At 60.5% G+C, this 13159-nt stretch carries 15 protein-coding genes; 9 read left to right on the top strand and 6 right to left on the bottom strand.

Features of this window, described 5'->3' with window-relative positions:
- Positions 1-15: 15 nt before the first annotated feature.
- Genes G5137_RS19325 through cutA form a run of 3 tightly spaced genes read right to left on the bottom strand, consistent with a single transcriptional unit; the run spans position 16 to position 2610 of the window.
- A complete protein-coding gene (locus G5137_RS19325) occupies positions 16-507 on the bottom strand; it encodes a GNAT family N-acetyltransferase (protein ID WP_139477557.1) in 492 nt (163 codons plus the stop codon).
- Positions 497-2296, bottom strand: a complete 1800-nt coding sequence (locus G5137_RS19320) for a protein-disulfide reductase DsbD (protein WP_421255830.1) — start codon at positions 2294-2296, stop codon at positions 497-499. Before G5137_RS19320 ends, G5137_RS19325 begins: the two co-directional genes overlap by 11 nt.
- The gene (gene cutA, locus G5137_RS19315) at positions 2293-2610 is read right to left on the bottom strand and encodes a divalent-cation tolerance protein CutA (protein WP_193861441.1); all 318 of its coding nucleotides are present in this window, start codon (positions 2608-2610) and stop codon (positions 2293-2295) included. The genes G5137_RS19320 and cutA overlap by 4 nt, the downstream gene beginning before the upstream one ends.
- Positions 2611-2854: 244 nt before the next feature.
- On the opposite strand from cutA, the gene G5137_RS19310 reads away from it, so the two are divergent.
- Positions 2855-3211 (top strand): hypothetical protein, encoded by a 357-nt coding sequence (locus G5137_RS19310; RefSeq protein WP_005362699.1) that lies wholly within the window; start codon positions 2855-2857, stop codon positions 3209-3211.
- 162 nt (positions 3212-3373) lie between these two features.
- Here the strand turns inward: G5137_RS19310 and G5137_RS19305 are convergent, their stop codons facing one another.
- Positions 3374-3820: a PACE efflux transporter gene (locus G5137_RS19305; protein ID WP_047436069.1), complete on the bottom strand. Its 447-nt coding sequence runs from the start codon at positions 3818-3820 to the stop codon at positions 3374-3376.
- Between the two features lie 125 nt (positions 3821-3945).
- Here G5137_RS19305 and G5137_RS19300 point away from each other — a divergent pair, with 125 nt between their 5' ends.
- Positions 3946-4827: a LysR family transcriptional regulator gene (locus tag G5137_RS19300; RefSeq protein WP_058053237.1), complete on the top strand. Its 882-nt coding sequence runs from the start codon at positions 3946-3948 to the stop codon at positions 4825-4827.
- Between the two features lie 6 nt (positions 4828-4833).
- Here G5137_RS19300 and ygfZ read toward each other — a convergent pair whose 3' ends face one another.
- A complete protein-coding gene (gene ygfZ, locus G5137_RS19295; protein WP_421255829.1) occupies positions 4834-5742 on the bottom strand; it encodes a tRNA-modifying protein YgfZ in 909 nt (302 codons plus the stop codon).
- A gap of 111 nt (positions 5743-5853) precedes the next feature.
- Here ygfZ and G5137_RS19290 point away from each other — a divergent pair, with 111 nt between their 5' ends.
- Both G5137_RS19290 and G5137_RS19285 read left to right on the top strand, forming a co-directional pair.
- Complete coding sequence (locus G5137_RS19290; RefSeq protein WP_005335417.1) at positions 5854-6123, top strand: succinate dehydrogenase assembly factor 2; 270 nt, start codon at positions 5854-5856, stop codon at positions 6121-6123.
- Between the two features lie 19 nt (positions 6124-6142).
- Entirely contained in the window at positions 6143-6535 is a 393-nt protein-coding gene (locus G5137_RS19285; protein WP_421255828.1) for a protein YgfX, read from the top strand.
- 156 nt (positions 6536-6691) lie between these two features.
- Here the strand turns inward: G5137_RS19285 and nadB are convergent, their stop codons facing one another.
- Positions 6692-8299, bottom strand: coding sequence for an L-aspartate oxidase (gene nadB, locus G5137_RS19280; RefSeq protein ID WP_005335413.1), 1608 nt, complete (start codon positions 8297-8299; stop codon positions 6692-6694).
- Between the two features lie 182 nt (positions 8300-8481).
- Here nadB and rpoE point away from each other — a divergent pair, with 182 nt between their 5' ends.
- The 5 genes from rpoE (at position 8482) to lepA (ending at position 13156) form a co-directional block, all read left to right on the top strand.
- Positions 8482-9063 carry an RNA polymerase sigma factor RpoE gene (gene rpoE, locus G5137_RS19275; RefSeq protein WP_005335411.1) on the top strand — a complete coding sequence of 194 codons (582 nt, stop codon included), beginning with the start codon at positions 8482-8484 and terminating at the stop codon, positions 9061-9063.
- Between the two features lie 22 nt (positions 9064-9085).
- The gene (locus G5137_RS19270; RefSeq protein WP_421205956.1) at positions 9086-9688 is read left to right on the top strand and encodes an RseA family anti-sigma factor; all 603 of its coding nucleotides are present in this window, start codon (positions 9086-9088) and stop codon (positions 9686-9688) included.
- A 21-nt stretch (positions 9689-9709) separates the two neighbouring features.
- On the top strand, positions 9710-10690 hold the full coding sequence (locus G5137_RS19265; protein WP_421255827.1) for a MucB/RseB C-terminal domain-containing protein: 981 nt from the start codon (positions 9710-9712) through the stop codon (positions 10688-10690).
- 93 nt (positions 10691-10783) lie between these two features.
- A complete protein-coding gene (locus G5137_RS19260; protein WP_421255833.1) occupies positions 10784-11245 on the top strand; it encodes a SoxR reducing system RseC family protein in 462 nt (153 codons plus the stop codon).
- A gap of 117 nt (positions 11246-11362) precedes the next feature.
- Complete coding sequence (lepA, locus tag G5137_RS19255; protein WP_033112792.1) at positions 11363-13156, top strand: translation elongation factor 4; 1794 nt, start codon at positions 11363-11365, stop codon at positions 13154-13156.
- Positions 13157-13159 lie beyond the last annotated feature (3 nt).

Below are 13159 nucleotides of genomic sequence, written 5' to 3'. Positions count from 1 at the left end.
GCGGCAAACCTCGGCTCACGGTTCCAGTGAACGTTCCAGCACGATGGCCTCGGCCCGATAATCAGCAAGCTCGCGGCGATAGCACTCGGTGAAGCCTCTGCGCAGCCAGAAGGATAGAGCACTCTCATTGCTGGCAATCACTGACAGGCGAAGCCGGGTAGCCCCCCATGAGCTTGCCAGCGTGCAGGCGTGAAGATAGAGCGACTGACCACGGCCACTCCCTTGCCAGGGTTCCCCCACCAGTAACAGACCCAGATAGGCGGTGTCTGGATTGGGGTAGCCGCGCAGCAGATCAATGACAGCGGTGAGCTCTCCCTGCTCCCAGCGGCCGATGAGATGTTTGTCGGAGAGAGGCAGGCCGGGTGGGCAGGCGACAAGTTCCTCTTCTCCTGCCTGTGCAGAGAGAGGGTCATTGCTCACCGCCGCCTGATAGGAGGGGGCCTGCTCGAACAGCCGCTGCAAGGCAGGTGCATCGCTTGTCTGCAGCCGACGCAACTCAGTGTGCATCACTTACCATCTCGAGATGTTTGGCAAAGGGGATAGGCCCCATAAAACCGGTGACCCGCTGCCCTGTCAGCTCCTTGCCCTCGCGGTCGAAGAAGATCAGGGTCGGCAGCCCCAGCACATTGAGACTGTTGAGCAGCTCCACATCGGCATCGTCGTTGGCGGTGACATCCGCCTGCAGCAGCACCATCTGGCCGAAGCGCACCCTCACCGCCGGGTCGCTGAAGGTCTTGTGCTCGAACTCCTTGCAGGCGACGCACCAGTCGGCGTAGAGGTCGAGCAGCACCGGCTTGCCGCGGGCGGCGGCCAGCTGCACCTTGAGATCATCCAGCGTCTTGACGCGGATAAACTGCGGCGCCGTTTGACTGGCATCCGCCGTGGCGGCAGCAGGACCGGCCGGTTGCAGCAGATCCTTGCCCACCACCACGGCGCTGATCATCGCCAGCAACAGCACGAAGCCGCGCACACTTCTGGCCACCGAGTGGGGCTGGTGCTGGTTGTGGTGATAGAGATAGCCGCACAGCAGCAGCCCCCAGCCGAGCCAAGCGAGAGTAGCAATCTGATCGCTCCAGAGCCGTGACAGCAGCAGGATCGGCACTGCCAGCAGGGCAAAGCCAAACAGCTGCTTGATCACATCCATCCAGGCGCCCGCTTTTGGCAGCAGCTTGCCACCCGAGGTGCCGAGCAGCAGCAGCGGCAGACCCATCCCCAGTGACAGCGCATAGAGCGCCGCCCCGCCGAGCCAGAGATCGCCGCTCTGGGCCACGTAGATCAGCGCCCCCGAGAGCGGCGCCGTGGTGCAGGGGGAGCAGACCAGCCCGGAGATCATCCCCATGATGGCGACCCCGACTACCGAGCCGCCCTGCTGGCGGTTGGAGAGACCGGAGAGCCGGGTTTGCAAACTGCTCGGCAGTTGCAGGGTGTAGAGGCCGAACATGGAGAGGGCCAGCAGCACGAACATCACCGAGAGGGCGATCAGCACATAGGGATGTTGCAGCGCCGCCTGGAATTTCAGCCCTGCCGAGGCCACTACCAGCCCCAGCAAGGTGTAGGTGACCGCCATCCCCTGCACATAGACAAAGGAGAGCAGGAAGGCGCGACTGGTGGAAAGGCGATGGCCGGCACCGGCGATGATGCCGGTCAGAATGGGATACATGGGGAAGACGCAGGGGGTGAAGGCGAGCCCCAGCCCCAGCGCGAAGAAGGCGACGATGCTGAGCCAGAATCCCTGATGGCCGAGGGCGGAGGCCAGCTGATCCTGCTGGCTAACCGGTGCGACGCTTTGTGCCGTTTCAGCAGCGGATGCGGTGGTTGCCGTGACCAGCGGAGCCACATCGATCAGTTTGTCGGTCGGTGGATAGCAGAGGCCGTCGGTACAGCCCTGATAGCGCACCCGCAGGGTGGCATTTTCCCCCACCTCCTTTAGCGGCACCGCGATGCTCACCTGCTGGTAGTAGACCCGGGTCTTGCCGAAGAAGTCATCCTCGTGCTCTGTGCCTTCCGGCAGGGTCGGCTCGCTGAAGGTGAGGTTGTTCCCCTTGAAGCGCAGGCTGTGGCGATAGAGGTAGTAATCGTCGGCGATATGGAGGGTCAGCAGCAGCTGATCGCCACGCTGTTCGCTCTCGATCTGAAAGGCCTCATCGACCTGCAAAAATTTGGGTTTGGCATTGGCCTCAATGCCCAGCGAGCTGAGCAGATCGGCGCCGCTGGCGTGGGCAGGGGCGCTGCCCGCCGCTGTCGTCAACAGGGCACAGAGCAGCAACAGGGGAGAGAGCAAGCGGTTGAACGTCATGCGGTCTCCCCATTGAGCCAGTCGAGATAGGCGGGTAGTCCGGCACTTACCGGCAGGGCCAGCAGCTCGGGCACCTCATAGGGGTGATGGGCTTGAATACATGCCTGCAACTCGGCAAAGAGTGGCTGGCGGGATTTGATGATGAGCTGGATCTCGGTGGCGCGCTCCACCTTGCCTTGCCAACGATAGACGGAGGTGACGCCCGGCAGTTGATTGATGCAGGCGGCCAGTCGCTGGTTCAGCAGCTGTTCGCAGAGAAGGTCGGCACTGGTTTGATCTGGGCAGGTGCAGAGCACCACAATGGCGTCGGTCATAAAGCGGATCTTCACCTCGTTGGGGTAAACCGGGCAGGCGCCCTTGCCGTCTCATCCTTGTCTGCGGATGAAGGTGAAAAAAGCGCCCGAAAATCAGCGGCTACTATACCCCAGAGCCGCTTCAAATAGCATCTGTAGCCATTTGTGAGCCAGCGCCAAAAATTTGTGGGGGGCATGAGATAGACGCTGTCATGGGGACAGGGCAGAATGAGCGGGCTTGTTCCCAATTGACGTAAGGAAATGTATGACCCAACAGAATGAGCAGCAGAGAAACCGCATGTTGAGCCTGCTGCGCGAAGGTGAGCGCCGCATGTTGGTTCAATTGGCCGGGCTGCTGCGCACGACCGCCGATGAAATCAATGCCGAGCTGGAGAAAGAGGAGCTGATGGCCACCCTGGAGCAGCCCATCACGGTGGAGTATCTCAACGGCGTGGTGCAGCACCATCTGTTCGAGCGCAAACACAAGGGAGATATGGCGGTTGCCCAGCAGATCCTGAGCGATTATCAGAGCGAGCTGGAAGCGCTGCAGGCTGCCCAGGCGCAGCCTGAAGAGGCTGCCGCTGCCGACGAGAGCGGCGAAGAGCTCAAAGCCCAGGCTTGAGCGACGGGCAGGCCTGAATCCTTACCTCTGAATCAGCCGGCCTGCCAGCGCTGATCCCTGTTGCGGCCCCATCATGTCTGCCATGATGGGGCCGTGCCGTTTCTTCTGTTGCCTTCCCTTGTTGACCTTCACTTCTCGGTTTTAATCCAACTGATTCGTGCCTTAGCGCGCCTCTTGGGGCATGCCGTGCGGCACTTCGCGGGGGATGGGAAACACCTTGTCATAGCCCCAGTTGTAGACGAAGGCATAGATCAGGTAGAAGACAACGAAGCCCAGATCCAGCACCAGCGCCTCCAGCAGGCTGACGCTCAGCCACCAGGACATGACCGGCAGCGCGACGATCAGCAGACCGCCCTCAAAGCCGAAGGTATGCAGCACCCGTTGCCACAGGGTTTTGTGGGTATGGCCCTGATATTTGAGCAGCAGCTTGTCGACCCCGATGTTGTAGATGTAGTTCCAGACGGTGGCCAGCACCGAGAAGAACAGTGCCAGCGGGCCCATATGGTTGAGCCCGACCCCGGTAACCCAGCTGGCCAGCGGGGCGGCAATCAGCAGGCCAATAAATTCAAAGCCAATGGCATGGCGCAGGCGATCGTTACGGGTACGCATAAGTCACTCTCTCAATCAGATTTATTCACGGATTGCTGGTTAATCTATAGATCTTTAGCGATAGATTCATGTTGGTATCCATCGCTAAAATAGATGGATGAGAGAGCTTGCCGGAGGGCCATAAGATGACGCCATCACTGGAACAACTGAGGATCTTGCTGGCGGCCGCCGAAACCGGCTCGTTTTCCGCTGCCGCCCGCAAGCTGGGCAAGGCGCAGTCGGTAGTGAGCAGCGCTATCGCCAATCTGGAGATCGATCTGGCGCTCACCCTGTTTGACCGCAGCGGCCGCTATCCGCAGCTGACGGAGGCGGGGGCCCGCATGGTGCAGGAGGCGGGGATCCTGCTGGCGCAGAGTGAACGATTGCAATCCATTGCCGGGGAGCTGGCGGCCGGGGTGGAGACGCGGCTCACTCTGGCCATCGATGATGACTCCCACCTCCCCTGGCTCGGCACCCTGCTGGAGGAATTCGCCACTCGTTACCCGACCGTGGAGCTGGAGCTGCTCTTCCCGCTGATGGAAGATGTGACCGAGATGCTGGTGACCGGCCGGGCCCAGCTCGGCATCAGCTATCAGAAGGTGCATCCCCAGCGAGAGATTGTCGCCCGTTCGCTGGGGGAGGTTACCATGCCGCTGGTGGTGTCACCGGATCATCCGCTGGCCCGCAAGCAGCCGCTGCGGGAGGTCGATCTGCAGGGGGCACGCCAGCTGATGGTCACCGGCCGACGGGAAGGGAGCGAGCGCCAGCGTTTTCGCATCTCGGCTCAGGTGTGGTGGGTCGAGGGGGATCTCGGGGTGCTGGAGCTGGTCAAGCGGGGCCTTGGCTGGTCCGCCATCCCGGAATTTCTGCTGCATCAGCCGCTGGCTCGCGGCGAAGTGGTGGTGCTGGAGCCGGACTTTATCGCCAGCCACGCGCTGGCGCTGGAACTGCAGTGGCATCGCGCCCGCCCGCTGGGGCAGGCGGGGCGCTGGCTGAAGGAGGCACTGCTGGCGCGGGTGCCTCGCTAGCCGACCTTACTCGGTCAGGGCGTAAGGCAGGGGTTGCAGGGTGAGGCGGGAGCCTTCGTCCTGCTTGAGGCGGAATTGGGCGTCAGCCTCGGTATCTTTTGGTAGCACGGCGGTGAGCCACACCTGCCCGGCCTGTTGCCAGGCGTTGAGCACCATGCCGCTGCGACGCCAGTTGTCACCCAGTTGCAGCTCCAGGGTATCGCCGCTGGCAACTGGCTCGCCGGTGGTGCCCGCCAGCAGGAACAGGGCGCGGTTGTTGGCGCCGCGATACTTGGCGCGGGCCACCGTCTCCTGCCCCATGTAGCAGCCCTTGTTGAAGCTGATGCCGTCCAGTGCCTGCAGGTTGAGCATCTGCGGGATGAACTCCCCCTGATGCACCGCCTCCATGTGCGGCAGGCCCGCCTTGATCTCGAGCCCCCACCAGAGTGACTCGTCCCCTTGCGGCAGGGCGTCGGCTTGTTGATTGCTCACCAGCAGCCAGCGATCCTGTTCAATCTTCACCGCCATGCCGCCGTCGATCAGACCGCTCTGCTCAAGGCCGAACTGGGCAGTGATCCAGCCATCGCTGCCCGTACCGGCGATCCCGGTGGCGTGACGCTCATCGGCGGCGATCTCGACCTTGGAGAAGACGGCAAATTTCTTCAGCTCCGGCAGCTGACGCTCAAGTACCGAGGGGCTGGTCAGCAGCAGCAGACTGTCGTCGAGGCAGAGCAGGCGGAAATTGCTCCACAGCTTGCCCTTGGGATCACAGTGGCCACCCGGGGTCTGTTGCCCCGGGTGCAGGGCGTTGACATCACAGGTGACCTGACCTTGCAGATATTTGACGCGATCCTGGCCGCTGATACGGGTGATGGCCAGCTTGGTCAGGGAGAAGCGGGTCGGCTCGGCAGGAAAAACAGGTGGTTGCAGGCTCACGATGGTATTCCAGAGAGAAAGTATGTGAGCTGCATGGTAAAGACGTAACTAATGTTTGTCAGCCGGAAAATCCAGCTGGTACCATCCCCCGGTCTTTGTAAGGAGAGTGCCATGTTGAGCCCAGTTGAAAAATCCCGCCTGAAGTGGGCCTGCCGTCGCGGTATGCTCGAGCTGGATGTGATCTTTATGCCCTTTTTCGAACACGAGTTCGACTCCCTGAGCGAAGCCGATCAGCAGACCTTTATCCGCCTGCTGGCGAGCGACGATCCGGATCTGTTCAAATGGTGCATGGGTCATGGTGTCCCTGCCGATCCCGCATTTGCCGCCATGATCCCGATGATCCTGGAGCGCAATCAGGCGCGCCACGACCGCCAGGGGTAATACCGTGGAGCGGGTGATCATGACGGTTCACCCCTCCCGCTATCAGCAATATTTGCTGGTGGCCCTCTTTCTGTTGCTGCTCTGGCCGGTGGCTGGCCTGATTGCCGGTTGGCAGTGGGCGCTGTTGCTGCCCGTCTGGCTGGTGGCGCTCTGGCTGAGCTGGCGGGCGCTCGCCGCGCCCCCGTTCGAGCTTGTCTGGGATGGCCAGTGGCTACAGTGGCAAGGTAGTCGCTATCAGCTTGACAAGAAAAGCCGCATTCTGCCCGGCGTGCTCAGGCTAGCGCTTTGTCCCGAACAGCAAGAGAGTGGAGCCGTGTCGCCACGGCAACTGTGGCTCTTCTCCGATGCCCTTCCCCCCGAACATTACCGCCTGCTGGCACGAGCCATCCACTTTCTGCCGTCCCGGTACTGACGGAGTTTTCCCCGTGATGACCGTGTGCTGAGTTATCGCGATAAGCTGCTGCCATGTGGCTGGTGGCGCTCTTTTTGTGGCTGAAAAGCGGTTGAAAACAAGTGACCCCGCCGGGGCGGGGTCACTGATAGCTGCAACGCTTGGCAGGAAGGGGGATTAATCCCGCTCCGGAGTTAGCACGGTCGGTTTGGAGTCCGGCAGCATATCCGGATGATCCAGGTTGTAGTGCAGGCCGCGGGACTCCTTGCGCTGCAGGGCGCAGTTGACGATAAGCTCGGCCACCTGCAACAGGTTGCGCAGCTCCAGCAGGTTGTTGGAGACACGGAAGTTGGCGTAGTACTCCTGCACCTCCTGCTTGAGCAGGTCGATGCGGCGCTTGGCGCGGGCCAGGCGCTTGTTGGTACGCACTATCCCCACGTAGTCCCACATCATCAACCGCAGCTCGTGCCAGTTGTGCTGGATCACCACCAGTTCGTCGGAGTCTTCCACCTTGCTCTCGTCCCACACCGGCAGGCGCGGCGGCTCCACGCTCATCGGCAGCTTGGCCAGAATGTCGGCCCCCGCCTGATGGGCATAGACCACACATTCCAGCAGGGAGTTGGAGGCCATGCGGTTGGCGCCGTGCAGACCGGTGTAGGTCACTTCGCCGATGGCATAGAGGCCGGGGATATCGGTCTGGCCGTTGTTGTCGATCATCACGCCGCCACAGGTGTAGTGGGCGGCCGGCACGATGGGCATCGGCTCCTTGGTGATGTCGATGCCAACCGCGAGGCAGCGCTCATAAATGGTCGGGAAGTGCTTGATGATGAAATCGGCCGGTTTGTGGCTGATATCCAGATACATGCAATCCGCCCCGAGTCGCTTCATCTCGTGGTCGATGGCGCGGGCGACGATATCGCGCGGTGCCAGCTCGGCCCGCTCGTCAAACTCCGGCATAAAGCGGCTGCCGTCCGGGCGGCGCAGATAGGCCCCCTCGCCACGCAGCGCTTCGGTCAGCAGGAAGTTGGGGTCGTCCGGGTGGAACAGGCTGGTGGGGTGGAACTGGTTGAACTCCAGGTTCGCCACCCGGCAACCGGCCCGCCATGCCATGGCGATGCCATCGCCAGAGCTCACATCCGGGTTGGAGGTGTACTGGTAGACCTTGGAGGCACCACCGGTGGCCAGTGCCACGAAACGGGCGCGGATCACCTCGACCTGCTCGGCGTTGCGGTTCCAGACGTAGGCGCCCAATACCTTGTTGCCCGGCAGGTTGAGCTTGCGGGTGGTGATGAGGTCGACCGCGTTGAAGCGCTCCATCAGCTGGATATTGGGGTGGGCACGAACCTGATCGATCAGGGTGAGCTGCACCGCCTTGCCGGTGGCATCCGCCGCGTGGAAGATGCGGCGATGGCTGTGGCCCCCTTCCCGGGTGAGGTGGTACTGGGACTCGCCGTCGGCATTCTCCTCCTGATCGAAGGGGACCCCTTGCTGAATGAGCCACTGGATGGACTCGCGGGCGTGGCGAGCGGTGAACTCGACTACTGCCGGGTCACACAACCCGGCGCCCGCGTTGAGCGTGTCGCTCACGTGGGATTCGATGCTGTCGGTTTCGTCGAAAACGGCAGCGATGCCTCCTTGCGCATAGAAAGTGGCCCCTTCACTGATGGGCCCCTTGCTCAGAACCAGGACTTTGGCGTGGTCTGCCAATCGCAACGCGAGGGACAAACCAGCGGCACCGCTGCCAATGATCAGTACATCGCAAAGGTATTCAACACTTGCTTTCATAAGTATCATTGGCCTGGATTAAGAACTGGCACCATGGTAGCCCAAGCGAGGGCGAGGATGCAGCCTGCATCACATTTTTTTCAATTGAAGCGAACTTTCTCTGATTCTCCCTGTCTGAACTTGTGCGCTTAGGAAGGGCCGGAAAAGAAAAACGATAACCTGATGGGGGTTTTACGGCTCTGATGAGCGACCAGAATCTACTGGACGAACAGCTGGTTGAACGGGTCCAGCGCGGCGATAAAGCAGCTTTCAACCTGTTGGTAAAAAAATACCAGCATAAGGTGGTCAACCTGGTTGCCAGGTATGTCAACAATCCCGGTGATGTGCCCGATGTGGCGCAAGAGGCCTTTATAAAAGCCTACCGTGCATTGCCGACATTCCGTGGCGAAAGTGCTTTTTACACCTGGTTGTACCGAATTGCCGTGAACACGGCGAAGAATTATCTCACCTCCCAGGGGCGCAGGCCGCCCAGCAGTGATGTGGAGGCTGACGAAGCGGAGTCTTATGGCGGCGGTGAAGCCTTGCAAGAGGTCTCAACCCCCGAAAACCTGGCGCTGACTGACGAGATCAAACGCACCGTGTTTTCAGCCATAGAGGCATTGCCGGAAGACCTGAGGACAGCTATCACCCTCCGCGAACTGGAAGGGCTGAGCTACGAAGAGATTGCCGAAATCATGGATTGCCCTGTGGGTACGGTCAGATCCCGTATCTTCCGGGCGAGGGAAGCAATCGATAAAAAGCTGCAACCTCTGATCGAGAATTAACTGGGGAAAGACGGGTTAACTTATGGCAAATAAAGAGCAAATCTCTGCCCTGATGGATGGTGAGCTGAGTGACGCAGAGGTACTGAACGAGCTGGAGATGGACTCCGACTTGCAAGATACTTGGGGTCGTTACCACCTGATCGGCGATGCCATGCGGGGTGACCTGCCGGTCAATCTGCAACTGGATCTCAGTGACAGCATCATGACTGCGCTGGAGGATGAGCCCACCATACTGGCACCCAAGCCGGTCGAGACGGCTCCCGTACTGCAACCTGTCGTTGCACCTGTCAAGACAGATTCCAATGTGGTTCCGTTGTTCCGCCGTGTCGGTCAGCAACTGGGGCAATACGCCATTGCCGCCTCCGTGGCCGCCGCTGTTATCTTCGGAGTGCAGCATTATCAGGGACAGGATGGCGTTCCGGCCAATCCGGTGCTCAATACCATTCCAATCGGTGGCAGCGCGGCGCCTGTGAGCGTCCATTATCCGCAACAGGATGGTGCCCGTGCCCGTCAGCAAGGTCTGACCGAACAGCAGATGCAGGAACAGCGGGAGCGGATCAACGCCTTCCTGCGTGACCACCAGTTGCAACAACGCCTGTTGCAAGACAGGCAGAACCAACAATAACGAGTCGTCAGGGATATCAACGTGCGCCAGTACAGCCGTATTTTACTGGCCTCTCTCCTGCTGATCAGTGCCAAGGCCTCGGCCGACGATAAGTCGGCCGAGGCCTTGTTGCAGCAGATGCAGAGTGCCGTGCAGCAACAGAACTTCGAATTGTCCATGGTCAAGGCCCGTCAGGGACGTCTTGAACCGATCCGCATCAGCCATGCCGTGATCGATGGCAAGGAGGTAGCCCATCTCAGCTATCTCGATGGCAAGGCGATCGAGTATCTCCAGCGTCAGAATGAATACACTTTTTTTGAAAACAGCCATGATCCCTACACCCTGAAGGATGCCCGCTTTCCCGGTATCTGGTCGACCCTGGTGAAGATGCCGTTGGCACAGGTGCTGGAGAGTTATGATCCTGTGCTTGCTGGCCGTAGCCGGGTGGCCGGCGAGGTCGCTCAAGTCGTCAGGTTGGTTCCCAAGGAAGCTGACAAATATGGCTTTGTGCTCTGGATTGACGAACGTAGTCACCTGTTGCTGCGAGTCGACATGGTGGAGCGGGAGGGCAATCTGGTGGAGCAGATGCTGGGGGTGGATCTGCAATTGCAACAAAAACCGTCCCCATGGCTGGTAAAGCTGGCCAACAGCAAGCAGCCCTCGGCGCTGGCGCTGGAGGATGCCTATCCGGCGCCGCAACAGCAGTTGAACTGGCAGATCACCTGGTTGCCCGATGGCTTCAAGGTGCTGTCGCAAGACCGGCACCAGCTGGTGACCACCAGTGTACCGGTGGATTACATGATGCTCTCCGATGGCCTGGTGGATCTCTCGGTCTACGTCTCTCGGGTCGATCCCAAGCAGGCGGTGCGCCAGCAGCTGATCCGCCAGGGGGCGACCTCGCTGGTGAGCTATGTCAACGAGGTAGGGGTCGAGATCACCGTGGTCGGCGAGGTGCCTGCCGAAACCGCCAAGCGCATCGCCGAGTCGGTCCAGCCGCTGGCCCGCAACGAAGCGCTGCAGTAACGGGGGATGCGGGGTTCTTCCCCGCTTGCCGAGCGTGGCGAGTCGTGGTCAGATCCCCTGATTGTGTGAACCCGAGGTGTTGCCGTGAATGAGATGAGTGAAGAGCTGGCGACCGTGGTGGCCATTGAGGGTGACCATGCCTGGGTGGAGTGCGAGCGTCGCTCCGCCTGCAGTGGTTGTCAGCAGCAATCCAACTGCGGTACCGGCACTGTGGCCAAGGCGTTTCCCCTGAAAGCCCCCCGCTTGCGAGTCAGGCTGACCGCCGAGGTGCGGGTTGGCCAGCAAGTGAGGCTCGGTATCCCGCAGGAGAGTCTGCTGCGCGGGGCTGCGCTGGTCTATGTGCTGCCGCTGTTCTGCCTGCTGGCGAGTGCTCTGCTGGGGCAACTCTGGTTGGCACCGCTGCTCTCTGGGGGGGAGGGGATTACCATTCTGGCCTCTCTGCTGGGTGGCGCTGGCGGCTTTTTACTGGTTCGTTACTTTTCCGGCCGGCTCGATGAGGGGCGTTATGGCCCCCGCATGCTCGGCGTTGTGGTTCCCGTCCGTACCCTCTCCTGACCGAACAGGCGCTATTTCACTGGCGTTGGCGACTAAAGAATGGCCGTCAGCCGGGTTATCCAGTAAAATCGCGCCTCCATAACCGACCTTAAACCAATTTTGAGTGACTCTTGCTCGATGAAACACATTCGTAACTTTTCGATTATTGCGCACATCGACCACGGTAAATCGACCCTGTCGGACCGTCTGATCCAGACTTGCGGTGGCTTGTCCGACCGCGAGATGCAGGCTCAGGTGCTTGACTCCATGGATCTGGAGCGCGAGCGCGGCATTACCATCAAGGCGCAGAGTGTGACCCTGAACTACCAGGCACAAGACGGTAACACCTACCAGCTGAACTTTATCGACACCCCGGGCCACGTGGATTTCTCCTACGAGGTCTCCCGCTCTTTGGCGGCCTGTGAAGGGGCGCTGCTGGTGGTAGATGCCGGCCAGGGGGTTGAGGCACAGACTCTGGCCAACTGCTACACCGCCATGGAGATGGATCTGGAAGTGGTGCCGGTACTGAACAAGATTGACCTGCCGGCTGCAGAGCCGGAGCGGGTTGCCGAGGAGATCGAAGACATCGTCGGTATCGACGCGGTCGATGCGGTGCGCTGCTCCGCCAAGACCGGCCTTGGTGTCGATCTGGTTCTGGAAGAGATCGTGGCCAAGATCCCGGCGCCGGAAGGTGATCCGGACGCGCCGCTGCAGGCGCTGATCATCGACTCCTGGTTCGACTCCTATCTGGGCGTTGTCTCTCTGGTGCGGATCAAGAACGGTTCCCTGAAGAAGAACGACAAGATCAAGGTGATGAGCACCGGTCAGGTGTGGGGTGTCGATCGTATCGGTATCTTCACGCCCAAGCAGGTGGACACCGATGGGCTGGGTTGCGGCGAGGTAGGTTGGGTTGTCTGCGGTATCAAGGACATCCACGGTGCGCCGGTGGGCGATACCCTGACTCAGGCCAAGAACGGTGCCGACAAGGCGCTGGCCGGTTTCAAGAAGGTTAAGCCGCAGGTTTATGCGGGTCTGTTCCCCATCTCCAGCGATGACTACGAGTCGTTCCGTGACGCCCTCGACAAGCTCTCCCTGAACGATGCCTCCCTGTTCTTCGAACCGGAGAGCTCCACTGCGCTGGGCTTCGGCTTCCGTTGTGGCTTCCTCGGCATGCTGCACATGGAGATCATTCAGGAGCGTCTGGAGCGTGAATACGATCTGGATCTGATCACCACGGCGCCGACCGTAGTGTACGAGATCGAGCTGACCGACGGCTCCACCATCCATATCGACAGCCCGGCCCAGATGCCCGCCATCACCAGCATCAAGGAGATGCGCGAGCCGATCGCCGAGTGTCATATCCTGCTGCCGCAGGAGTACATGGGCAACGTCATCACCCTCTGTATCGAGAAGCGTGGCGTGCAGACCAACATGGTCTACCACGGCAAGCAGGTGGCGCTGACCTATGAAATCCCGATGGCGGAAGTGGTGCTCGACTTCTTCGATCGTCTGAAATCCACCAGTCGCGGTTACGCCTCGCTGGATTACGGCTTCAAGCGTTTCGAAACCTCCGACATGGTCCGTCTGGACATCATGATCAACGGTGAGCGCGTCGATGCCCTGGCCATCATCACCCACAAGGACAACGCCCAGTATCGCGGTCGTCAGGTGGTGGAGAAGATGCGCGAGCTGATCCCGCGCCAGATGTTCGATATCGCCATTCAGGCGGCCATCGGCAACCAGATCATCGCACGCAGCACCGTCAAGGCACTGCGTAAAGACGTAACCGCCAAGTGTTACGGTGGTGACGTGAGTCGTAAGAAGAAACTGCTGAACAAGCAGAAAGAAGGTAAGAAGCGGATGAAGTCTCTCGGCCGTGTCGACGTGCCGCAGGAAGCCTTCCTCGCGATTCTCCACGTCGGAAAGGATTAATAG

Origin of the sequence: Aeromonas sp. 600282, from assembly GCF_049175755.1 — a bacterium.
In the GTDB taxonomy this organism is placed as follows: domain Bacteria; phylum Pseudomonadota; class Gammaproteobacteria; order Enterobacterales; family Aeromonadaceae; genus Aeromonas; species Aeromonas veronii_A.
The sequence above is the reverse complement of the archived record's forward strand: the minus strand, read 5'-3'. Positions and strand labels throughout refer to the sequence as shown.

Coding starts and splice junctions, on each gene's coding strand:
- G5137_RS19325 (WP_139477557.1), bottom strand. CDS start 507: ATGCACACTGAGTTGCGTCGGCTGCAGACAAGCGATGCACCTGCCTTG.
- G5137_RS19320 (WP_421255830.1), bottom strand. CDS start 2,296: ATGACGTTCAACCGCTTGCTCTCTCCCCTGTTGCTGCTCTGTGCCCTG.
- cutA (WP_193861441.1), bottom strand. CDS start 2,610: ATGACCGACGCCATTGTGGTGCTCTGCACCTGCCCAGATCAAACCAGT.
- G5137_RS19310 (WP_005362699.1), top strand. CDS start 2,855: ATGACCCAACAGAATGAGCAGCAGAGAAACCGCATGTTGAGCCTGCTG.
- G5137_RS19305 (WP_047436069.1), bottom strand. CDS start 3,820: ATGCGTACCCGTAACGATCGCCTGCGCCATGCCATTGGCTTTGAATTT.
- G5137_RS19300 (WP_058053237.1), top strand. CDS start 3,946: ATGACGCCATCACTGGAACAACTGAGGATCTTGCTGGCGGCCGCCGAA.
- G5137_RS19290 (WP_005335417.1), top strand. CDS start 5,854: ATGTTGAGCCCAGTTGAAAAATCCCGCCTGAAGTGGGCCTGCCGTCGC.
- G5137_RS19285 (WP_421255828.1), top strand. CDS start 6,143: ATGACGGTTCACCCCTCCCGCTATCAGCAATATTTGCTGGTGGCCCTC.
- nadB (WP_005335413.1), bottom strand. CDS start 8,299: ATGAAAGCAAGTGTTGAATACCTTTGCGATGTACTGATCATTGGCAGC.
- rpoE (WP_005335411.1), top strand. CDS start 8,482: ATGAGCGACCAGAATCTACTGGACGAACAGCTGGTTGAACGGGTCCAG.
- G5137_RS19270 (WP_421205956.1), top strand. CDS start 9,086: ATGGCAAATAAAGAGCAAATCTCTGCCCTGATGGATGGTGAGCTGAGT.
- G5137_RS19260 (WP_421255833.1), top strand. CDS start 10,784: ATGAGTGAAGAGCTGGCGACCGTGGTGGCCATTGAGGGTGACCATGCC.
- lepA (WP_033112792.1), top strand. CDS start 11,363: ATGAAACACATTCGTAACTTTTCGATTATTGCGCACATCGACCACGGT.